We start from the raw sequence: 22,126 nt of genomic DNA, 5'->3' as shown, positions 1-22,126 counted from the left end.
TCCTCTGGGTCAGCTTTGCCGCGGGCCGGCCCAAAGCAACCTCCATGGTTAATGAAGTACGATCGCATTACGTAACATCCGATCCGGCGCGAGGGTAAAGCGCTCACCCACTCTGCCATTGCTGTTGTAGAGGCAACGCGGCGTTAAGCCCTCCATGGAAGTTTGCCCGTATCGGAGCAGCCCCAGATGATCACCAGCCGCCGGGAAATTGGCAAAGCACATATCCCGTTGTGGGCGGCGGGATTTGTGGCGTTGGCTTGCGTTGCAATTCTCGCGCTGAGCGGCTGGCGCGAATGGGAGTCCCGGCAGGTCGACCTGAAGAACGCGGAAGTGGACATGGCCAACCTTGCCCGTTCGCTGACGCAGCATGCCGACGACACTTTTGACCTGGCTGACACCATTCTAACCGGAATGGTTGACCGCATGGAGACCGGCGGAACCAGCCCCGCAGCGGTCGAAAAGATCCGGACGTTTCTTCAATCGCGCAAGTACAACCGGCAGCGTATCCGCGGCATCTTCGTCTACGATGAAACCGGCCGCTGGCTCGCAACCACCGAAGACGTCAATCTGGCCGGTCTCAACAACGGCGATCGCGACTACTTCCAACACCATCGCGCCTCCACCGACCGCGGGACGCTGATCGGCCGGCCGGTCAAGAGTCGTTCGGGAGGACAGTGGATCATCACCCTGTCCCGTCGCTTCAATCATCCCGATGGCAGTTTTGCCGGCGTGGTGTTGACCAGCATCGACGTGGCCTATTTCACGCAGTTCTACCGGCGATTTGACATCGGGCCGAACGGCTCGGTGTCGCTGTTGAATGCCGATGGCATCATGCTGGCGCGCAGCCGTGACGAAGACGGCAGCAATGTCGGACGCGATATGTCCAAGGCGCCATTGTTCCGGACCCTGAAAGACCGCCCCAGTGCCAGCGTCTATTACTTCAAATCGCCGCTGGACGGACTTGAGCGCTTGAGCTTCTACCAGCTGAGCAGCCGATATCCCATCATGGTTCTGGCGACCAAGGCGCAGGACGATGTGCTGGAGCCATGGCGCCAGCAATCGTTCATACGGCTGGCTGTCGTCGCAGGCCTTACGCTGGTGATCGCGCTGACCGGCTTTGCTTTCGTGCGTTACCTGCTGCAGCGCCAGCGCATGGCGGCAGCCCTTGTGGCCAAGGAGGCGGACTTTCGCCTGCTGGCCGAACAGTGCAGCGATGTGGTGATGCGTGTCGGGCTGGATGAGCGGATTCTCTACGTTTCGCCATCCTGCGCCCGCGTTTTCGGCCAGGACCCCGCCAAGTTGCTGGGAGCGCCGGCCCTTGCGGCGATCAACGTGGAGGACCGGCCGCGGGTTGAGCAAGCCATCGCGGCATTGAAAAACGGCGAGGCCGAAGAGGCGCGGCTCATCTACCGCGTCCGTCACCGCGAGAAGAACGAAATCTGGGTCGAGACCGCTCTGCGCGTGACGCGCGCGGCCGAGACCAACAAGATCGACGGCGTGGTCGCCATCTCGCGCGACATGACAGAGCAACAGGATTTGCAGAACAAGCTGGCGGCGCTTGCCACTTCCGATGGATTGACGGGATTGGCCAACCGCCGGCATTTCGACGAACGCCTCTCGGAGGAATGGGCGCGCGCCAAGCGCGATGGCACACCGCTATCGCTGTTGTTGATCGACGTCGACCATTTCAAGAAATTCAATGATCACTATGGTCACCAGGCCGGAGACGCCTGCCTGCGCGCGCTGGCGCGGATCCTGGACGCGCAAATTCGCCGGCCGGCAGATCTGGCAGCCCGCTACGGCGGCGAAGAGTTCGTGCTGCTGCTGCCCAACACCGATTCGGAAGGCTGCATGCAGGTCGGCGAGAGGGTGCGTGAAGCGCTTCTTGAACTCGGCATGCTGCATGCGCTCAACCCGCCTTCCAAACTCATTACGGTCAGTCTCGGCGGTGCGACGAATGTCCCGGCCCAGAGCATGACCGAGCACGCGGCTCTGATTGCCGCAGCGGATCGGGCGCTCTATTCGGCCAAGAATGGAGGACGCGATCGGCTGGTCATGTCAGGACAAGTCGTCGCCTGGCCTGATGCCAAAAGCGCTTGATACAACAGCGCTTGATACAAGTGCCTGAAGCCAGGAGCGCCTGAGGCTGGATGCCTCACCACTTTCTGACCCGATTTTCACGAACCCTTTTTGGCCCTGACCGAATACGACAGCGGCATGCGCGGCACGCCATCGGCAAGCCGCCACAGCCTTTCCGACGCCGGCACCAGGCTTGGCAGGCCGCGCCAGGGTAACACCTCGTGCTCCCTGAACATCGTAATCGTCAGTCCGGCATCGATCAGACCGCCGAGCACGGCCGAGAGCGAGTGGATCCACTCGCGGGTCGATCGATGCGACATGATCGTGGGATCGCCGGTGTAGGTGGTCTCATTTGCGAACTGTAGCGGCCGGTCGGCAGGCGTTTGAAAATCGTAGGTGGGAACAAACCTGCCGTCGAATTCTTCCATCACCGTGAAGGTGGGATGCGCGTCGGCGAAATAGAGCTCGCCACCCGGCGCCAGCACGGACGCAATCGTCTCTGCCCATTTCTTCATATCGGGCAGCCAGCAAATGGTGCCCCAGGTGGTGAAGACGAGATCGAACGGGCCCGGCTTCAGGGCAGGGGCCTGATCGACGGTGCCCTCGACGAAGTCGGCCTTCAGGCCGGTCTCATCGGACAGGCGCCGCGCCACATCCAGCGCGGCCGGGGAAAAATCCAGCCCGGTCGCTATTGCACCGCGTCGCACCAGGCACAGCGTATCGCGGCCGATATGGCACTGCAGATGCAGGACGCGCTTTCCCCTGATGTCGCCGAGTTCCGCCACTTCAATCGCACTCAGCGCATCCTCGCCCGCCCGAAACCGGTCCAGCATATAATCGCCGGTGCTATCGCGCGCATGAATGGCGGTGCGCTCGTCCCAGTTCCGGCGGTTGATGTCGACGGGGTCGGTCATGTCTCCTCCATCTTGGTGACCCCTAGCAGATTTCAATGCCCTTCGCGAATGTCCGCTTTCGCGATCGTGGACGTCGATTCATTCCTCTGGCATCTTATCGAGATGTCGTTGGCCCTGATCATCCTGATCGCTCTCGCCGTTCTTTGGTTTGCGGAACGCAGCCTTGAGCACCTTGCATTGGCTGCGGCCGCGCTGTGTTTGTGCACCGCAATGTTGCTGTTTGTCGTTAGCGATCTGGAACGCGCGATCCTGTTGTCGTCCATCGTCGCGGCGGCAATTTTCGGAGCGTCGAGAGTCAAATATAATCACAGCGGGATCAAACTCATTGCAAGCGATTTGCCGCTGGCTTTTGCGGGAACAGTTCCATTTTTATTGGTGCAGTATCCGCTCGCACTGACGGCTGCTCTGGCGGGAAGCATCACGCTCATGCTGGCCGCGGTGGCGACCCTGATTTACGTGCGCGGACCGCCAGTGCCGTTTGAACTCCAGATCCTGTTTTTCGGCATGGCTTGTATTGGCCTGGTGGCAGCCTACAAAGCGAGCGGCGGGCCGGTACCTTTCCAGCGCAATGTGGCGCTCCGCCGCTGTTTTCTTTCCAGCTTCATCGCTTCGCTGCTCAACCCGCTTTCCTGGCGGCCGTCCGGCGGGCTCGCGCTGAGCGATATCGCCAAAGACCCGCTGCCGCTGATGGCGGCCGTACCGGCGCGCAGCCTCGACTATCCCGACATCATCGTGATCCAGCACGAGTCGATCTTCGATCCGCGCCTGTTTGGTCTCCCGGTTGAGCCGATTGTCGAATCGTTTCTGTCACCGAAAGACGGACTCCATGGCAGCCTCAACGTGGATATTTTCGGGGGAGGATCGTGGCAATCGGAATTCAGCCTGCTGACGGGACTTTCAAGCGCGAGCTTCGGTTCGAACGCCTATTTTCTATTCAAGCGCGGGGCCGGCCGCTTCCACAGCAGTCTTCCAGGGACGCTCTCGGCGCTCGGATACAGAACCATGCTCACCTCGAGCTGCCGCCGCAGCTTTCTCAGCTATGACAGATTCTACCGTTCAATAGGCATCAACGAGCGTCTCTTCACGGATGATTTTGAGCCGCCCTTCGACGTCGATCGTTTCGAAACCACAAATTCCGATGCGTTGTTTCTGGACGCCGCGCTCAATGCGCATATGAAAGGCATTGCCGACGATGCCTCACCTCGCTTTCTATATGCGCTGACCAACTTCAATCACGGCCCGCACAACCGAAACCTGGTTGCCCCCGGGCGCTTTGAAGGCGAGCGGGCGTTTGCTGCCGCGAGCCTTCCCGATGCACATTATGCCGAGTATTACGCGCGTCTGGTCGAGACTGCCGTGACCTGGAATAAACTCAAGTCCGAGCTTTCCTCCCGTTTTCCCAAGCGTCCGACACTCATTGTGCACTATGGCGATCATCAGCCCGTCATGACCCGGCGGATCGAGAAAAAACTCAAGCTCGGCTCGGACGCGAGGCGGCAGTTTCGTACGTTCTACGCCATGGAAACCTTGAATGACTTCCCTGATCGAATTCCGCGTGGGCGCGGCCCGGACCTGGATATCGCCTTTCTCGGCACCGTGGCCTTGCAGCATGCCGGTCTGCCGCTGGATGAGATCTTCGCGACGCGCGCGAGCCTGCTTGAACAGTGCGGCGGCGCCTACTTCGCATCATCGTCGGAACGGAAACGCCGGTTTCACCGTACCCTGGTCGATCTGGGCGTGATCGACGTGGCACCAGCCGTGCGATACCATCGCTAGATATTCCCCGCAGGGCAGGGGCGCCACCGTGTAGACTGCAGTCTCGATAAGTCAGTCGTCGCGATAGCGGTACGGCGGTCGGACACGGATCGAGCGGCTCCGCCGCTCCTCCCAGGCCTCGGTACGCTGCCATCCGCGGCTACGGCCGCGGCCGTCCTCAATCACCAGCGTGTCGACGCGGCTGCAGCGGCCGTTTGAGCAGTTGGATGAGGAGTTCGATGACTGACTTCCGGCCATCACCGGAGAGACGGCGAGGCTCGCAGCGGAGGCGATGCCGAAGAGAACAACACGGAGTTCGCGCCTGCTTCGGTAGGACATGAGAGGTTCTCCTGCACGTTTGATTGACAACTTCGGTCCCCTCTAATGCGTTCCATCAGGCGGTCCAACAATAATGCCTCCTGTGCGGTTTCACAGGCTTGACCACCGTGCCGCGTTGCGAGCATTCGCGAATGCTTGTCGCTGTGGGATACGGCCCATGCCTGGTTGCTTCAGCAAGATTTGTTGCATACCCTCGTGAGGTTCATCGTTAGCTTCCTTTCAGGCGAAATCATAATTTAGGCGATACGGGAGAAGTGGGTGGCTGCGCGATTGCTGTTTACGAGCGCGGGTAACGGTTCGAGTAACAATTTGGTCCGCAGCATCCGGGCCGGCGCCGGCTCTTCCTTTATCGTTGGCTGCAACGACGACCAGTTCGCGCTGAAGAAATCCGACGCCGACAGGAATTACCTCGTCCCGCCCGCCGATCACCCGGAATGGAGCGAGGTGCTGCGCTGGATCATGAAGACCGAACGCCTGCATCTCATTATTCCGACCGTTGATTCCGATGTTGAGAGCCTGTCGCGCGCACGGAAGACCCTCGGCGAATATCTGTTCCTGCCAAGCGAAGCCGTTCTGAGTGTTTCCCGCGACAAGTACCGTCTCGTTTCACTGTTGCGCCGCAACGGCATCGACGCTCCCGAAACCTATCCGGTGCGGGACCTGAAGAACGTCACCAAAATCTTCCAGCAGCTCAAAGGCGGCAGACCATTATGGTGCCGCGTCCGGAGCGGGGCCGGCGCGTTCGGCGCGCTGCCGGTCCAGACCGCCGAGCAGGCACAGAGCTGGATCAGGTACTGGAAGGAGATGCGCGGCGTGCCGGTCGCGGCGTTTTTGCTGTCGGAGTATCTGCCGGGCCGGGATTTCGGCTGCCAGAGCGTCTGGAAGGACGGCGAACTGGTGCTCATCAAGACCTACGAACGGCTTTCCTATCTTGGCATGGGCAGCCAGCCGTCGCGGGTCTCCTCGGTGGCGGGGCTGGCAAAGACGGTCTTCGAACCGAAAGTCGTGGACACCTGCGTGCGGGCCATCAAGCTGCTTGATGCAAGGGCGTCCGGCGTTTTCAGTGTGGATCTCAAGGAGGATGTGCGCGGCATTCCCTGCATCACGGAAATCGGCGTCGGCCGGTTTACGTCTTCGACCAACATTTTCGATATGGTCGGAAAGCACAACATGGCCAGGACCTTCGTTCAGCTGGCGCGAGGCCTGAAGGTCAAAATCGAAGACAGCTACGAGGCCACGCCGGACTGGTACATGATGCGAGACCTCGACGGCGTGCCGCGCATCTTCCACGCCTCCCAATTCGCTGATAACATTCGAAGTACTTGGCAAGGGGCAGCCTCGGGTCGGGGCCGCCTGAAAACAACGGGAAGGGGCAAAAGCGGATGGCGTACATTCAAGTCAACAAGAAGATAAGCACCACAGGCCGTACCTATATTCGGGTGGCGGTCACGCCGAAGAGCGCCGAAGGGAAGGCGATGCTTCGTCAGTTCGTCGCGGGAGTGAAGGATTTTGAGAAAAAGTGGAAAGCGACCGCGGCCGCAAAAAAGGACCGTCTTGCAAGGGAAGCAAGAGCCAAGAAGAGAGCCGCCAAGAAAAAGAAAGCCGCCAAGAAGTAAGTCTCCCGAGATCCGGGATCCGGTCGTCACCGCGCTCGCAATCGATGGGGGCCTCGATAGCCATGAGCTCGAGGCCCTTCAACTCGAGCTGCGAGCGCTTGCCAGCGCTTGCGGACTGGCGGTCACCGCCCTGGAAGTTGCAGCCCCGGAAGCCAAGGCTGCGAAGCGCCGCTAGGACATGATGCGTTCACGATGCGGCGCACGTCAAAACAGTTTGAATGATCTCAAGGAATTGAAAGAGGAAAAGGATAACTGATACGAAAAGGCCCCCTTCCAGGGGCGCCTTTAAGCCACCAGCGCTTGAAGCTCTACCGCCTGTTCCCGGTTATGCACGGCAATAGCGGTGTGACTATAGAGGGCATTCGACTGAAGGGTAGCGAGGCGGTCAAGCAAACTGCTGCCCTTGACGACGTGCAGGCCCATTCCCTCTTCCGAGGGGAAGATACCCAAAACAACATCATAGGCCGCGACCACATCCCTCAATGCGGCGGCCGGGTCTTTTGAACTTTCAATGAATGTGCGAACGTCCGCTGCGAGGTCGCGCAGCTCGTCAAAATTTTCCAAAGCGGTACTCCAACGCAACCAACTGCCCGAATCTTGAATGCAGAAGATTACCGAACCATCAACAAATCCCTCGCAAGGGGGTTTTGCGCTGGATATGGCGTCTTCCTTTTCTGGTCCTTCTCTTCGACCCTGGACTAGGACAATGAAGCAAGCTGCGACTGCGTCTGCTCCAGCCAGAATTGCATGCCAAGTTGCTGGAACAGGGCTGCGGCCGCATTGAGATGCTGCTCGGCGCTGCCGCTCTGGCCGGCCGATCTGTAGCGTTTTCCGAGCCCGAGGTGGCATTGAGCCGCCAAGGGACGCAGATCGAACGACTCGGCCTTTCGGAGGGCTTCGTGAAAATTGGTTTCGCTCTCGTCGAGGGGGGAGGGGTCACTCAGTCCAAGCTCGGCAAGGAGCCGGAGCGCGTAGGCTTCATAACCGTATTCTCCCTGTTTGCGCGCAATCAGGAGCGCTCGCCGGGCGGTTCGCTCTGCGTCGGCCATGCGGGCGCCCCGAAGATAGGCTTCGCCCAGGCGGACCAGAATCATGGCGTGGCCACCGAGGCGATGCATGGTGTTTCCCTCGCGTTCGGTTTCCTCCAGCAGCGCGATCGCCTCGTCCGCGCGATCCGCCAGGCAATAAGCGTGCCCGAGCGCTACGCCGATCAGCGGTAGCACCAAGGGAAGCGTCCACGAGCGGCCGAGATTGAGGGCCTGCTCGAGGACCGCGATGCTTTGCGCTACTTCGCCCTGCAGCGCCAGAACGGTGCCTTTGCAGTAATAGGAAAAGGCGAGGCTGTAGACCTGGTTCGCGCTTTCGGCGATTTCGACGGCCTCCTTGGCGAAATACGCAGCGCGCTCAAACTCGCCGAGTTCGGCGAGCGAGCACGCAAGATATCCGCGCATGAATACGCCAAGAACCCCCGTGGTGCCCATCATCTCGGTGGCAATGTCGCCGCGAAGGCGCTCAACGGCCGCGTCCAGTATCTCTGCTGCGCGACGGTGATTTCCCCTGGCGGCACACAGGGCCGCAAAATGTCCGCTCACCACCATCCGCAGCGGCAGTTCGTCGAGCTCTTCCGCGATCGCCATGGCGCGTTCGCCGGCTTCGGTGGCGGGATCGAGCTCCCCCATCAGGCGATAATACTGACACAGGAACGATGAAGCCTGACCAAGTCTTCGCTTGTCGCCGAGCTGCGTGGCCTGCACCTGCACCTTCTGAAGGTGATCCAGGCATCGCTCGAGGTGGCCCAGCGGGTGAAGCGAGTTGCGCAGATCAAACCGAATATCGATGGAAAGTTCGATATTCTCCCTGGTTTCGGGCACTTTCTCGAGGATGGAGAGTGCCTGTTCGAACCAGACCCGTCCGTTCTCGAGCGCCGAGCGCGACAGCGCTTTCTGTCCGGCCTGCCGGAGGTATCGAACAGCTTTCTCCAGCAGCTCACCACGAACGGCATGCTGCGCCAGACGCTCGATGTGTTCGCCGAGCCGATCCCGATACAAGGTCTCTATCGCATTGACCAGTCGCGCATGGAGCGAGCTCCGCCGTGCCCGCAGCAGCCCATTGTAGGTCACTTCGTGCGTGAGCGCATGGGTGAATGAATATTCAACGTCCGGGTAAAGTCCGGTCTCAAAGAGAAACTCGGCCGTCTGCAAATGTTCGAGCGCATGATCAAGTGCTTCTTCGGTGAAATCGGCCATGGGTCGAAGCACCGCCAACGGAATCTCCCGGCCCACCACGGACGCGATCTGCAGCAGATTTTTGTCGCCGGGGAGAAGCCGATCGATGCGCGCCGCCAGGATGGCCTGTACCGTGGGTGGAACCTGAATATTTGCAATCGGGCGCATCAGCCGATAATGACCTCGTTCTCCCGACAGGGCCTGTGTTTCCACCAGGGCACGGACAGTTTCCTCGAGAAAAAACGGATTGCCGCCGCGCCCCATCAGAAGCTGCTTGAGCGGATCAAGTTCGGGGTCCCGGCCAAGCAGCACCTCCAGCAGATCATGGGTGTCATGGGTCGGCAGCGCGCTTAACCTGACCTGACGGTAGTTTGGCCTGGAGCCCCAGACGTCCTGGTAGCCGGGACGATACGTGACCAGCAGCAGCAGCCGGGCCGAGCCGAGCGCGCCCGCCAGGGCGTCGAGCAATGCTTGCGTCTCGTTGTCCACCCAATGAAGGTCTTCGAAGATCAGGAGAACCGGCTGCTTGCGAGCTGCCTGCAGTATCAGGCCTCTTACGGCGTCGAGATAGCGACGCCGGCGCTGAGCCGGATCGAGCGCGTGCCAGCCGGCGTCATCGACGGGGATGTCGAGCAGCGCCAATAGCGCCGGAAGCGTCGGTTCAAGCCCTTCGTCGAGCGCGATTGTCTTCTCGACGACCTTGCGGCGTATTTCGTGCTGCTCGTCCCGGTCCTGGATCGCAAAGTAGCTCTTGAGAAGCGCGACCACGGGCAAATAGCTCGTTCCTCGTCCGAGCGAGATCGCCGTGGTCTCGAGAACCAGCCAGCCGAGCAGCCGGTGCGAGTGGGTGAACTCATGAAGCAGACGCGATTTGCCAACACCGGCTTCGCCGATAACAGCGACCAATTGGCCCGCCCCGGTGGCCACCGGCTGCTGTGCCCGGCGGAGCTGATCCAGTTCGGTCTCGCGGCCAACGAACTGGGTTAGGCCCCGAATGGTTGCCGCCTGCAAGCGGGTGCGGGCGGGGCCGGCGCCAACGAGTTCATAGACCTCCTCGGGCTCGGCAAGCCCCTTGATCGGCATCGGGCCGAGAGACCGCGCGGTGATGTACCCTTCCGCCAGGCGGATGGTCTGCGTCGTCGTCAGGATCGAGCCGGGCCGCGCCATCTGCTCCATGCGAGCCGCCAGATGCGCGGTCTCGCCAACGACGGTGTATTCCATATCGAGATCTTTACTGATGGCGCAGACGACAATTTCCCCGGAGTTGATCCCGACGCGAATCTTGAGCGGCTGTTCGGCGCGGTCCGCCAGTTCGGCGGCGGATTCCTGTATCATCAGCGCGGCGTAGCAAGCGCGCACGGCATGATCCTCGTGCGCCAATGGCGCGCCGAAGATCGCCATGATCCCGTCACCCAAAAGCCTGTTGACCGTCCCCTCATAGTAATGGACGGCTTCAATCATCTGCTCGAGCACGGGATTGAGGATCGCCTGCGCACTCTCGGGATCCCGGCCGTATATCAGCTCCAATGACCCCGTGATATCGGCGAACAGCACGCTGACCTGCTTTCGCTCGCCCTCGACTTCGGCTCTGGCCGTGAGGATTCTTTCGGCTAGGTGGCGCGGGGTCGGCGGTCTCAGCGCCAGGGAGCGCGAAGACAAAAACGTCGGCACGCTCCGGCCCGTGGGGTGACCGCAATGCGAGCAGAACTTGGCCGTGGGCGAAAACTGGTTGCCGCAACTCGTACAGACAGGGGCCAGGGCCAAAGCGCATTCCTCGCAGAACTTCGCCTGCGCGCTGTTTTCGTGCTGGCAACCCGGGCAGATCATTTCAGCTTCCAGGAAAAATCGGGTAATCGGAAAAATCGGGCAAACGAAGGTAGCGTCCAGCACCACTGGCAACAAGTCACTATTTCGGGCATCGCTCAATTGGCGAAAGCCCGCTTTGCGCAGAAGCGGACATACCCTCCAGGTCAGCTTTTGACCCCAAGACCGACATTGCCCCTAGCCTACGAACAACTCGCCATGCTTTGATGGATCGGGCAACAGCGCTTGGGGGCTCCTTTGGCGAGCGACCGGGTAGAGCGGCGGCTGGCGGCGGTGCTTGCGGTGGATATCGCCGGGTATAGCCGTTTGATGGGCTTCGACGAGGAAGGCACGCTAGCCCGCTTGAAGGCCACCCGGAAATCGCTCGTCGACCCCGCGATAGCCTCCCATCGTGGACGCATAGTCAAGACCAGCGGTGACGGCATGCTCGTGGAATTCGCCAGCGCCGTCGATGCCGCCCTTTGCTCGATCGAAGTCCAGCGCGCCATGGCCGTGCAGAACGCCGATGTGCCGCAGGATGCCAGGATCGAATTCCGGATTGGGGTCCATGTCGGCGACATCATCATCGATGAAGGCGATATCTTTGGCGACGGTGTCAACATCGCGGCGCGATTGGAGGGCATTGCCGAGCCGGGCGGCGTTTGCATGTCAGACGACGCCTATCGGCAGGTTCGAGGCAAGGTCGATATTACCTTCGAGGATTGCGGTGTGCAGATCCTGAAGAATATTGCCCAGCCGATGCGGGCATGGCGAACGCTGATTGGCAACGCTTCGGGACCGGCGGCTCTAGACCGGACTTCTTCCGCGCCGGGCCCGAAGCTGGCGCTCCCGGAGAAGCCTTCCATCGCGGTACTGCCGTTCCAGAACATGAGTGGCGATCCTGAGCAGGAGTACTTTGCGGATGGCATGGTCGAGGACGTTATCACCGCGCTGTCGCGTTTTACGTCTCTGTTCGTGATCGCACGCAATTCCAGTTTTGCTTACAAGGGAAAGTCTCCGGATATACGGCAGGTGGGGCGCGATCTTGGCGTTCGATATGTCCTTGAAGGGAGCGTACGAAAAGCCGGGAGCAGATTGCGAATTACGGCTCAATTAATCGATGCAGTCAGCGGCGCCCATGTATGGGCCGACCGATTCGAAGGCGCACTGCAGGACATCTTTGAGCTTCAGGATGAGGTGACGGAGAAGGTGGTAGTAGCCATTGCGCCGCGCATGGAACGGGCTGAGATGGCCCGCGCGAAGCGAAGGCCCGCCGGTAGCACCGATGCCTATGAATGCTACCTGAGGGGGCTGGCATGCATTTTCCCCGTGACGGTGGAGAGCAACGAACAGGCACTGAAGCTGTTTATCGAGGCGACAGTTCTCGACCCTGACTACGCATCCGCCTACGGCATGGCAATGTTCTGCCATGCCAATCGAGTTGGATTTGGGGTCGCATATGCTACGCACGAGAAAATTGAAGTGAAGCGCCTTCTGCACGTCGTCATGCAAAAGGGAAATGACGATGGCGTAGCCTTGGGCCAGGCCGGATGGGCTTCGGCATATGTGCTCCGTGATCTCTCATCGGCAAAGCCGTTGATCGATCGGGCCTTGGAGCTGAACCCGAATTTAGCCAGTGCGTGGACCAGCAGCGGCTGGATCAACCTTTGGCTGGGACAGCCCCAGGTCGCAATGGCGCACCTTGATCGTGCTGCCCGGCTTGATCCCGGTTCCTATACGTCGACGCTGATGTCAGCGAGAGCGCACGCATGTTTTTTCCTGGACCGGCATGAGGACGCTTTGGCTCAAGCCGAGCAACAGCTCCACCGCAATCCTGACGCGCATCCAGCCTTGCGCATCGCAGCGGCCAGCGCTGCATTTGCCGGCCGCCACGACACGGCGCATGAGTTGGCCGAGCGCTTGCGGTCCGTTGATCCCGCATTCAGTGTTTCGCGTCTCGCGGACTATTTGGGGCCGTACCAGCACGCCGCGATGGTGGAGAAGTACAGGGAAGGGTTGCATCGCGCGGGACTTCCGGCCTGAACTCGGCCGGCCCACCGCGCGGTAATGTTGTTTTTGGCCCTTAGCCAACATGACCGAGATCGCAGCCGACGTCGGCTTTTGACTCACCTGCGACATGCTGAGAGTTAGGCCCTGCGGCGCAATATGGCGCCCGGTCCCCTTCCGTGGGTCCGAATTTCCTGCTTTGCTTGCCTCGTTGCAAAGTACCGTTTGGTGTAGTTCTGAGTCTTGGGGAAGGCGCCATGAGTGATGCAACCTCGCAGACGACCTTTTTCTTCAATCGGCATCCGATTTCTTGCGACATCATCATGGCGAAGCTACGGGCTAGTCGCGGCCACCTCGACGCGGTGCGTCCGGAAGAATTGTTTCCACATGACCAGGATCATTATGGCGGTACGGCAGCGACGGACGAGTTGGCCAAAGGGGCGCAGATTGAGAACGGGTCTCGCGTTGCCGATTTCTGCGCGGGCCTTGGCGGCACGGTGCGATATCTGGCACATCGGTACGGAGCCAATGTTGTCGGAATTGAACTGACTCCATCCCGCGTCGTCGGAGCCCTGGAACTGACCAGGCTTGTTGGCCTTCAGGATACGGCCCGTGTCATTGAAGGAAATGTATTGGAGGTCCCGCTTCCTGATGCCAGCGTGGATGCTGTCATCAGCCAGGAAGCGTTCTGTCACGTACCCGAACTGCGAAAAGCGTTGGTCGAGGCTGCCAGGATTTTGCGGGGAAGCGGTAGATTGGCCTTCACGGATTGGGTCGCAAATGAGCCTTTGTCAGCCGAAGATGCGCAACTCATGTGGGATGGCATGGCCATCCAACCCCTCCGCTCGATCACGGAATATGGTCGACTGGTTGAGAGCAGCGGCCTAGAGCTGCTATCAGCAACTGATTTGACCGACGAGTGGGGACCAATCCTTAAGGAGCGACTCGCGATGTATCAAAGGCTTCGCGAGGAAGCCCGACAAGCTGGAACACCCATGGGACATGATGCGTTTCATCAGTCCTACATTCGATTTGTGGAGCTTATTCAGCAGCGCAAGCTTGGTGGCATCCGGATCGTTGCTGCAAAGTAGCGCGAGCCTGGTAGCTGCAGTTCAACGAAGGCTTACAGCGGCGCCTCCCCAAGGTTTTTGTTGCAGCGCATATGTCGCCTTATGGCAGGCACTTAACGGACATCGACATTTGGCCGAACGTCTGCTGCGCGCCAACGGCGGCCGTCCGAGGAGGAATTCGGATTTGAGCCGGACCGCGAAGCACCGCCAGTGATATGATTTCCCGCGGTTGGCTGAGAATCGCCGGGCGAGTTGGTCGTTGGCAGGCGACAACAGGCTGGAGGTCACGTGACAGATCGGACAGTGGGTATCATTGGACTGGGCATCATGGGGGGCGCCATCGCCCGCAACCTCGTCGCGCGGGGCTGGACCGTCGTCGGATTCGACACCGAACCGGCGCGCAGGAGCGAGCTTGCGCTTGCCGGCGTTGATATCGTCGATGGCACCAGCGCTGTCGCAGCCCGCACCTCGACGATTATGACGAGCTTGCCCAACGCCGGGGCTGCCCATGCCGTCGCGATGGAAATCGCCGCCTGTGCGCAGGGTGAGCGCATCGTCGTCGAACTCAGCACGTTCACCATCGCCGACAAGGTGCGTTTCAAGCAAATTCTCGAGGCTGCAGGTCATATCGCGCTCGACTGTCCGCTCAGCGGCACCGGCGCCCAGGCCGTGGTCCGGGACCTCGTCGTCTATGCGAGCGGCGATAAAGCCGCGATCGCGCGCTGTGGCGGTCTGTTTGCCGACTTTGCCAAGCAAAGTGCCGATCTCGGCGATTACGGCAATGGCAGCCGGATGAAGTTCGTCGCCAATCACCTGGTCGCCATTCACAACGTCGCCTCGGCGGAAGCGATGCTGCTCGCGGAACGGGCCGGCCTCGACTTGAATCAGGTGATCGAGATGATTGCTCCCGGCGCGGGCGGTTCGCGGATGTTTCAGATGCGGGCCCCGATGATGGTAAGCCGCAGCTATGAACCGGCAACGATGCGGATTTCGACCTGGAAAAAGGACATGGCCATTATCGCGGAGTTCGCCAGCGAGGTCGGCTGTGAAACGCCGCTCTTTGCAATGACGCAGCCGGTTTACACCCAGGCCATGGCGATGGGATTGGGCGATCAGGATACGGCCGCGGTGTTCGAAGTGTTGAAGGCGGGCGGCCCGTAACGGGTCAGCGACGAACGGCCGCTTGGAGCCCGGAGCGGTTATTCCAGAACCAGCGGCGAGGCGACCCCCGCCGGAAATGACGATGTCAGTCCGGTTCGCACGATATGCGCCTTAAACCAAGGGATAGCCCGCTCCATCCCAATTGCGTAGGGGGAAGCTACCTCGGGACGGCCGAACCATACCCGCGTGCAATGGTGTCCGCCGACGCGCCGCGCTACCAATCCAGCACGACGGAATGCAAAGCAACGGAACCGGACCCCCGAGCCGGCAGTTGCAAGACAAGGTCGGCGGCGTAATGCCCGCCGGCCTTTTTCTTTTCATCGCGCGGCGCGCCGAACTCCTCGCCATCGTGCGATTCATGATGCGCCTTGATTGCTGCAGCGAACGCCCGCCGGGCGCGCCGGCAGCAGACGTCCCCTCTGGTCCTTTTTGACCCTGGAGACTTCACGCTGTTTTGGGACCAGGTGCAAAGTACAAAAAAACAATCTACGCTAGGGACACCGCTCTCCGTTGAGAAAGGCCGCGATGTCCATTTCACGCAGGCAGTTGCTTCAGACTTCGTTACTTTGTGCCGCAGGAATGGTCCACGGATCGTCCCCGGCTCTTTCTCAGGAGCCCGCCCCGGCACCGACGCCGGATGAGCGCAAGAGGTTGGCTCGGTTGGCCGCCGCTTTCATGGAAACCTATGAGGTTCCGGGTCTCTCGATTGCGATCGCAATCAAGGGAAAGCCAGCCTACGTTGAGGCGTTCGGCGTTGCAGATCGTGACACCGGCGAAGCATTAACGCCGCAACATCGATTTCGCGTAGCGAGCATATCGAAGCCGATCACGTCCACCGGAATTTTCACACTCGTCGAAGCAGGAAAATTGCAGCTGGATCAGCGCATTTTTGGACCAAATTCCATTTTTGATGATGATTACCCGTGGTCGGCCGATGGATCTGAAACACGAATTACAATTGAGCATCTGCTAACTCACACCACCGGTGGCTGGAAAAACGATGCTCGCGATCCAATGTTTTTGAACAAGGAACTGAACCATCGGGAATTAATTACCTGGACATTGAAGCAGATGCCTCTTGCCGTCCCTCCAGGGACATCCTTTGCCTATTCCAATTTCGGCTACTGCCTACTTGGGCGCGTGATTGAGAAACTTACTGGTCAGACCTACGAACAATTCATCAAGGAAAACATTCTGAAGCGCTGTGGAATAACCGACATGCAGATTGCCGGAAACAGGTTGACGGACCGAGCGATCAACGAGGTAAAATACTATAGTCCGGCCGGGGGCGATCCTTACGGGATGAACGTCGCCCGAATGGATTCTCACGGTGGTTGGATTGCGACACCGAGCGAGATGACAACGTTCTTCGTTCATATCGATGGGTTCAAGACTACGAAACAACTGCTGACCGACGACACGCTCCGTACAATGAGCACCCCTACCGCCGCAAATCCCCGTTATGCCAAAGGCCTGTTCGTTAATTCGGCCAATAATTGGTGGCATGGCGGTTCGTTGCCTGGAACAGAAACCCTTTCTGTACGAACAAATAGCGATTTTTGCTGGTCCGCGTTTACCAACACGCGGCCCAAATTCCGGGACATGACCGCCGCTCTTGATATGTTGGGATGGCATATGGTGCGTTCGGTGGCTGACTGGCATCCATGAGAAGTGGGCCCAGACCGTAATACGCTCCGGTCGCTGATGCCTTCATTTCAGTGTGCGCATGTCCGTTCATGGCAGCCAGCAGCCGGCCATTCGGCCCGGTGGAACGCCGAACCTCCGACTTCCGTGGAAGGAACAAACTTCAGAACCCGGCCGTTTTACATACCACTTTCCGATCAACCAATCGTCCCGCTACTATCGGCCCCGTGGCCCTCGATCTGCCCTCCGGACAAGAGAAGGCGTCGGGGGCATGCGTTGTGGTTCCCAGGGAGGACAAAAATGGCCATCGTCAACGAACCGCTTTCACGCCATGCGCTCGCCTTCGTTCTTGCGGGCGGTCGTGGAAGCCGCCTCCTGGAGCTCACCGACCGGCGCGCCAAGCCGGCGGTCTATTTCGGCGGAAAATCGCGCATCATCGATTTTGCCCTCTCCAACGCGGTGAACTCCGGAATTCGCCGGATCGCGGTTGCAACCCAGTACAAGGCCCACAGCCTGATCAGGCATCTGCAAATGGGCTGGAACTTCTTTCGTCCGGAGCGCAACGAGAGTTTCGATATCCTGCCGGCGAGCCAGCGCGTCTCGGAGACGAACTGGTACCTCGGAACGGCGGACGCGGTTTATCAGAACATCGACATCATCGAATCGCACGATGCCAAATTCATCGTGCTGCTCGCCGGAGATCACATCTACAAGATGGACTACGAGCGCATGCTCAAGCAGCATGTCGAGCAACGCGCCGACGTCACCATCGGCTGCCTCGAGATGCCGCGCGCGGAATCCAGCGGCTTCGGGATCATACACGTGGACGACGAGGGCATCGTCAAATCCTTCCTCGAGAAGCCGGCCGACCCGCCGCCGATGCCCGGCAAGCCTGACACCTCATTGGCCAGCATGGGGATCTATGTATTCGATTCCAAATTCCTGTTCGACGAGTTGCGGCGTGACGCGAACGACCCGAATTCGAGCCACGATTTCGGCAAGGACGTGATTCCCTACCTCGTCAAGAACGGCCGGGCGGTGGCGCACCAATTCTCCACCTCCTGCGTCAGGTCCGGCGATGATCCGCGGGCCTATTGGCGGGATGTCGGGACCGTCGACGCCTACTGGGCCGCCAACATCGATCTCACCGACGTCGTCCCGGAGCTGGATCTTTTCGACCGTGCATGGCCGATCTGGACCCATGCCGAGATCACGCCTCCCGCCAAATTTGTTCACGATGAGGACGACCGGCGCGGCCAGGCGGTGACTTCGCTGGTCTCCGGAGGATGCATCATATCCGGCGCCGCATTGCGCCGCTCCCTGCTGTTCACCGGGGTGCACGTCAATTCCTATGCAAACATGGAAAATGCCGTCGTCATGCCTTACGTGAATGTGGGCCGGCATGCGCGGTTGAAGAATGTCGTGATCGATCGCGGCGTTCGAATCCCGGAAGGTCTCGTGGTCGGCGAAGATCCCGAATTCGATGCGAAACGGTTTCGAACCACGGCGCAGGGTATCACGCTGATCACGCAGCCGATGATCGACAGGCTCGATGCATGAGCGAGCTTCGCGTCCTTGCGGTCGCCTCTGAAATCTATCCGATCGTCAAGACAGGAGGTCTTGCCGACGTCGTCGGCGCGCTCCCGGTTGCGCTACAAGCGTATGGCATCGAAACGCGGACCCTGGTGCCGGGATATCCCGATGTCATCAAGGCGCTTGCGGTCGCGGAGGAGTTCCTCCATGTGCCGGAGTTTTTTGGCGGACCGGCCCGCCTGCTCGGTCGCGTGCATGGCAACCTCAACTTGCTCGTGCTCGACGCGCCGCATCTGTTTGCGCGGCCCGGCAACCCCTACGTCACCCCTGATGGCAAGGACTGGCCTGATAACGGCGTGCGCTTTGCCGCGCTTTCGAAGATGGCGGCCGAAATCGGCCAGGGCGCCATTCCGTCGTTCGTGCCTGATGTGGTGCATGCCCATGACTGGCAGGCTGGCCTCGCGCCTGCCTATTTGCACCTTACGCATCAGCGCCGGCCCGCCACCGTGATGACGGTCCACAATCTGGCCTACCAGGGCAAGTTTCCGCACCACATGCTCGATGTGTTCGGCCTGCCGCCCGCGTCTTTCTCGATTCACGGCGTCGAATATTACGGTGAGATCAGCTTCCTGAAAGCGGGCCTGCAATTCTCCGATCGCATCACCACAGTTTCGCCGACCTATGCGCGCGAGATTCAGACAGACGAGGGAGGTATGGGGCTGGGTGGCTTGCTGCGTGAACGGTCACAGGTCCTGAGCGGCATCCTCAACGGCATCGATATGTCGGTCTGGAACCCGGAAACCGACCCCGACATCGCCGCGCGTTTCAGCGCGAACGAGCTGGATCCCCGTGCGGTGAATAAACTGGCCCTGCAGCGCCGGTTTGGTCTCGATCAATCCCCAAACGCCCTGCTGCTCGGGGTGGTGAGTCGGCTGTCCTGGCAAAAGGGACTGGATATCCTCCTCGAGAACCTCCCGACCATCCTCGGCGAAGGGATGCAGCTCGTCTTGCTCGGAAGCGGAGAGGCGGGTCTCCAGCATGCTTATCAGGCCGCCGCAAAAGCGCACCCGGGCCGGATAGCGGTTCTGATCGGCTACGACGAAGCTGTCGCCCATTTCATTCAAGCCGGCGCGGACGCCCTCGTCGTGCCGTCACGCTTCGAACCATGCGGCCTGACCCAGCTTTGCGCCTTGCGATATGGCGCTGTTCCGATCGTATCGCAGGTCGGCGGCCTTGCGGATACCGTCATTGACGTAGGTGAGGCCGGTGGCGCTGCAACCGGCTTGAAGTTTGGGCCCGTCACGGCCGAAGCCCTCGCTGGCGCCCTGCAACGAGCCAATATGCTGTGGCACGACCAGCAAGCCTGGCGAAGGTTGCAGTACAATGGCCTGTCGACGGATGTATCATGGCGCAATCGGGCGAGCCGCTACGCCGCCCTGTATCGCGATGTCGTCGCGGCCCGCCGGAATCAATAGCACCGCATTTACTGAGCGGCCGCTTTAGCGGTCGTCGGCGCCGCGCCCGGCGCTGGCGGTTGGTCGCCATTCGATTTCAGCAGATTGACCGGCACGGCGACAATATCCATATGGGAAGCAAGAATCGGATGAAGCCTGCCGTTTCGGACTAGCACGCATGCGGCCTTGTAGCTCGGGCGGCGTCATTTCAATGGTTTCGTTCGGGAGTTTTCATGACTGCACTGTCTATCCTCGATCTCGTCCGCGTCACCGAAGAGACCGATGCGCGCGGCGCGCTCTATAACGCCCGCGATGTCGCGGTTCATGCCGAGGCCTGGGGCTATCGCCGCATCTGGGTGGCGGAGCACCACAACATGGCCGGCATCGCGAGCGCCGCGACCTCGGTCGTGATCGGCCATATTGCAGCTGGAACAAAGACCATCCGGGTCGGCGCGGGCGGCATCATGCTCCCGAACCATGCACCCTACGTCATCGCCGAACAGTTCGGCACGCTGGCGCGGCTGTTTCCCGGCCGCATCGACCTTGGGCTCGGCCGCGCCCCCGGGACCGACCAGCTCACGCTGCGCGCCTTGCGCCGCACGCCCGAAGCCGCCGAAAACTTCCCGCAGGACGTTCTGGAGGTGCAGGCCTTCCTGGCGCCGGCCGGTCCCAATCAGCGCATCCGGGCGGTGCCGGCGGCAGGGACGGAAGTGCCGCTATGGATTCTGGGATCCAGCAATTTTGGCGCGATGCTGGCGGGCGAACTCGGGCTTCCCTATGCCTTCGCCTCGCACTTTGCGCCCGAGCTCCTGATACCGGCGCTGCAGATCTACCGCAGCCGCTTCAAACCGTCCGAGCAGCTCGACCGTCCCTACGCGATGGTCGGCGTCAACATCATCGCCGCCGGCAGCGATGACGAAGCGCGCCGGCTGGCGACGACGCAGCAGATGGCCTTTACCAACATCTTCCGCGGCGCGCGCGGCCTCAGCCAGCCTCCGATCGACGATATCGAGAGCTATTGGTCGCCGGCGGAAAAGCAGCAGGCGATGGGCATGCTCGCACGCTCCATCATCGGCTCGCCCGATGCGGTTCGCGCCGGCATCGATGCGCTCGTTACGGAAACCGGTGCCGACGAACTCATGATCGTGTCCGATGTCTACGATCACGCCAAGCGGCTGCGCTCCTTCGAACTGATCGCCGGCGCCGCGGGGATTGCCGGCTCGCTGAACTAGATTTCGCAGCCGGCTGTATTCAAGGCCTTACGCAAGCCACCAAACGCGCTTAGCCGACAGTGCAGGGGCTCGCTGGCGGCGGCTTTTGAACGCTCGGAACTGGTAGTCCGCCTGATATCGGTAGTTCGCCTGATATCGGTGGCCTTCGCCTTCGGCTTGGGAAGGGCAGTGGTAGTGACCTTCTTTGCTTTGGGATCGTGCCGGTGGCGGTTAATCCTCGGGGCCTCCGAAGGCCGTATGGCGGTGGCTTCCGAAGGAGGCGAAGGAGGAGCGCGTTCGTTGACCAGAGCAGGCTGCGCTGGCGTCTCGGTTTTCGCATAGTTAACTTCAAGCTTATCAGCCTTCGCCAACGCACCATGTGAATCGGAAATGTCGACGGTTGTTTCGGCAAGAGGCTGAACGACCGCTGCTGCAGTACGCGGCGGAGTTCTGAGTTCCATCGCCGCTAGTGCTCCTATGCCCAATGGGATGAGGAGGCCCAACAACACCATTCTCATCATGATGCTTCTCCGGCCATTATAGTGCCGGTGCAAATTCTCCGATTTAATGGGGCAACTTGGCGGCGGCCCGCGTGAAAACCTGACCCGCGCACAGGGTCTTTGCCGACAGGGTTAACCGCCCGCCGATGTCGCCTTACCGAGAGTATCAGCCGATCAGATGAATTGTCGGCGCGCCCTCCACACCGGCCTTTTGCATCGCAGTCTTCAAATCATCACTCGCCGTCCAGGCGCGCGCCTTGGCCAGGTCCGACACGTTGGCAACGATTACAAGGTCGTTGGCGTCTTCCGTGTTGCGGTAGACGCGGCAGTTAGTGACTCCAGCCGCGGTCCGGCTCGATTCGTGGGCGTCGTAGCCCGGACGCCATGCTGCGTAGTCGCGGACTCTGTGATGGATAATCATCGAAGCCATCGGTCCCTCCCGCATGTTGTTTTCCAGCGAAGGGCTGCGCCAATCGCCGATCAAGACCGTAAGCTTTTTTGCATCTGGCGTCTAATGGATGGCCTGCTGCATCGCAATTGCGGGCTGAAGCGTACGATTGCTGATGCGTTCTTGAAGCTTGCAACGAATGTGCGCCAAGAGCAGACGTTGGCTATGGGCGGTAACTATCCGGGGGCTGGAATTTAGCCTCGGTCCCGCGCTGACATTCGGGTACAGAGCCGGTTGCGTGTATCGCAAGCAATGCCTGAACAACCGGCGTTCCCGCGTGCACCCAGCCCATTCCTGGATATGGCGCTTCGATCAGCAATGACGCGCGCCGCTATTGGAGCGGACCCTCCGCCCGAAAGGGTATAGC

The 22,126-nt window shown here is 60.5% G+C and carries 18 protein-coding genes; 12 read left to right on the top strand and 6 right to left on the bottom strand.

The window, feature by feature from the left end:
* Positions 1–186 precede the first annotated feature (186 nt).
* Complete coding sequence (locus tag JQ567_RS12640) at positions 187–2,100, top strand: diguanylate cyclase (RefSeq protein WP_212439112.1); 1,914 nt, start codon at positions 187–189, stop codon at positions 2,098–2,100.
* 77 nt (positions 2,101–2,177) lie between these two features.
* Here JQ567_RS12640 and JQ567_RS12635 read toward each other — a convergent pair whose 3' ends face one another.
* Positions 2,178–2,993 carry a bifunctional 2-polyprenyl-6-hydroxyphenol methylase/3-demethylubiquinol 3-O-methyltransferase UbiG gene (locus tag JQ567_RS12635; RefSeq protein WP_212439111.1) on the bottom strand — a complete coding sequence of 272 codons (816 nt, stop codon included), beginning with the start codon at positions 2,991–2,993 and terminating at the stop codon, positions 2,178–2,180.
* A 108-nt stretch (positions 2,994–3,101) separates the two neighbouring features.
* Here JQ567_RS12635 and JQ567_RS12630 point away from each other — a divergent pair, with 108 nt between their 5' ends.
* Positions 3,102–4,769, top strand: a complete 1,668-nt coding sequence (locus tag JQ567_RS12630) for a sulfatase-like hydrolase/transferase (RefSeq protein ID WP_212439110.1) — start codon at positions 3,102–3,104, stop codon at positions 4,767–4,769.
* Positions 4,770–4,820: 51 nt separating this feature from the next.
* On the opposite strand, the gene JQ567_RS12625 is transcribed toward JQ567_RS12630, so the two are convergent.
* Entirely contained in the window at positions 4,821–5,087 is a 267-nt protein-coding gene (locus JQ567_RS12625; protein ID WP_212439109.1) for a hypothetical protein, read from the bottom strand.
* Positions 5,088–5,345: 258 nt separating this feature from the next.
* Between JQ567_RS12625 and JQ567_RS12620 the strand changes: the two genes are divergently transcribed.
* Together JQ567_RS12620 and JQ567_RS12615 are read left to right on the top strand one after the other, a co-directional pair.
* Positions 5,346–6,500 (top strand): hypothetical protein, encoded by a 1,155-nt coding sequence (locus JQ567_RS12620; protein ID WP_212439108.1) that lies wholly within the window; start codon positions 5,346–5,348, stop codon positions 6,498–6,500.
* Positions 6,470–6,703: a hypothetical protein gene (locus JQ567_RS12615; RefSeq protein ID WP_192737929.1), complete on the top strand. Its 234-nt coding sequence runs from the start codon at positions 6,470–6,472 to the stop codon at positions 6,701–6,703. The genes JQ567_RS12620 and JQ567_RS12615 overlap by 31 nt, the downstream gene beginning before the upstream one ends.
* A 285-nt stretch (positions 6,704–6,988) precedes the next feature.
* On the opposite strand, the gene JQ567_RS12610 is transcribed toward JQ567_RS12615, so the two are convergent.
* Both JQ567_RS12610 and JQ567_RS12605 read right to left on the bottom strand, forming a co-directional pair.
* Positions 6,989–7,267 carry a hypothetical protein gene (locus JQ567_RS12610; RefSeq protein ID WP_212439107.1) on the bottom strand — a complete coding sequence of 93 codons (279 nt, stop codon included), beginning with the start codon at positions 7,265–7,267 and terminating at the stop codon, positions 6,989–6,991.
* A gap of 134 nt (positions 7,268–7,401) precedes the next feature.
* Positions 7,402–10,854 (bottom strand): AAA family ATPase, encoded by a 3,453-nt coding sequence (locus JQ567_RS12605; protein WP_212439106.1) that lies wholly within the window; start codon positions 10,852–10,854, stop codon positions 7,402–7,404.
* A 135-nt stretch (positions 10,855–10,989) separates the two neighbouring features.
* Here JQ567_RS12605 and JQ567_RS12600 point away from each other — a divergent pair, with 135 nt between their 5' ends.
* From JQ567_RS12600 to JQ567_RS12565, 8 genes are all read left to right on the top strand, one after another.
* Positions 10,990–12,774, top strand: coding sequence for an adenylate/guanylate cyclase domain-containing protein (locus tag JQ567_RS12600; protein WP_249165427.1), 1,785 nt, complete (start codon positions 10,990–10,992; stop codon positions 12,772–12,774).
* Positions 12,775–12,995: 221 nt separating this feature from the next.
* Positions 12,996–13,829: a class I SAM-dependent methyltransferase gene (locus JQ567_RS12595; protein WP_212439105.1), complete on the top strand. Its 834-nt coding sequence runs from the start codon at positions 12,996–12,998 to the stop codon at positions 13,827–13,829.
* Between the two features lie 231 nt (positions 13,830–14,060).
* Entirely contained in the window at positions 14,061–14,969 is a 909-nt protein-coding gene (locus tag JQ567_RS12590; RefSeq protein ID WP_283816492.1) for an NAD(P)-dependent oxidoreductase, read from the top strand.
* A gap of 271 nt (positions 14,970–15,240) precedes the next feature.
* Entirely contained in the window at positions 15,241–15,402 is a 162-nt protein-coding gene (locus JQ567_RS12585; RefSeq protein WP_212439103.1) for a hypothetical protein, read from the top strand.
* A gap of 92 nt (positions 15,403–15,494) precedes the next feature.
* Entirely contained in the window at positions 15,495–16,637 is a 1,143-nt protein-coding gene (locus JQ567_RS12580) for a serine hydrolase (RefSeq protein ID WP_212439102.1), read from the top strand.
* Between the two features lie 276 nt (positions 16,638–16,913).
* Positions 16,914–18,173, top strand: a complete 1,260-nt coding sequence (gene glgC, locus JQ567_RS12575; protein ID WP_212439101.1) for a glucose-1-phosphate adenylyltransferase — start codon at positions 16,914–16,916, stop codon at positions 18,171–18,173.
* Positions 18,170–19,621 (top strand): glycogen synthase GlgA, encoded by a 1,452-nt coding sequence (gene glgA, locus JQ567_RS12570; RefSeq protein WP_212439100.1) that lies wholly within the window; start codon positions 18,170–18,172, stop codon positions 19,619–19,621. Before glgC ends, glgA begins: the two co-directional genes overlap by 4 nt.
* Positions 19,622–19,833: 212 nt before the next feature.
* Positions 19,834–20,832: an LLM class flavin-dependent oxidoreductase gene (locus JQ567_RS12565; protein ID WP_212439099.1), complete on the top strand. Its 999-nt coding sequence runs from the start codon at positions 19,834–19,836 to the stop codon at positions 20,830–20,832.
* Here JQ567_RS12565 and JQ567_RS12560 read toward each other — a convergent pair.
* Both JQ567_RS12560 and JQ567_RS12555 read right to left on the bottom strand, forming a co-directional pair.
* On the bottom strand, positions 20,829–21,332 hold the full coding sequence (locus tag JQ567_RS12560; protein WP_212439098.1) for a hypothetical protein: 504 nt from the start codon (positions 21,330–21,332) through the stop codon (positions 20,829–20,831). The two genes, JQ567_RS12565 and JQ567_RS12560, sit on opposite strands and share 4 nt — an antisense overlap.
* Before the next feature lie 145 nt (positions 21,333–21,477).
* Positions 21,478–21,795, bottom strand: coding sequence for a cyclase (locus JQ567_RS12555; RefSeq protein ID WP_212439097.1), 318 nt, complete (start codon positions 21,793–21,795; stop codon positions 21,478–21,480).
* Positions 21,796–22,126: the final 331 nt, after the last annotated feature.

The organism is Bradyrhizobium sp. AUGA SZCCT0431 (assembly GCF_018131065.1).
Taxonomy (GTDB): Bacteria; Pseudomonadota; Alphaproteobacteria; order Rhizobiales; family Xanthobacteraceae; genus Bradyrhizobium.
The sequence above is the reverse complement of the archived record's forward strand: the minus strand, read 5'-3'. Positions and strand labels throughout refer to the sequence as shown.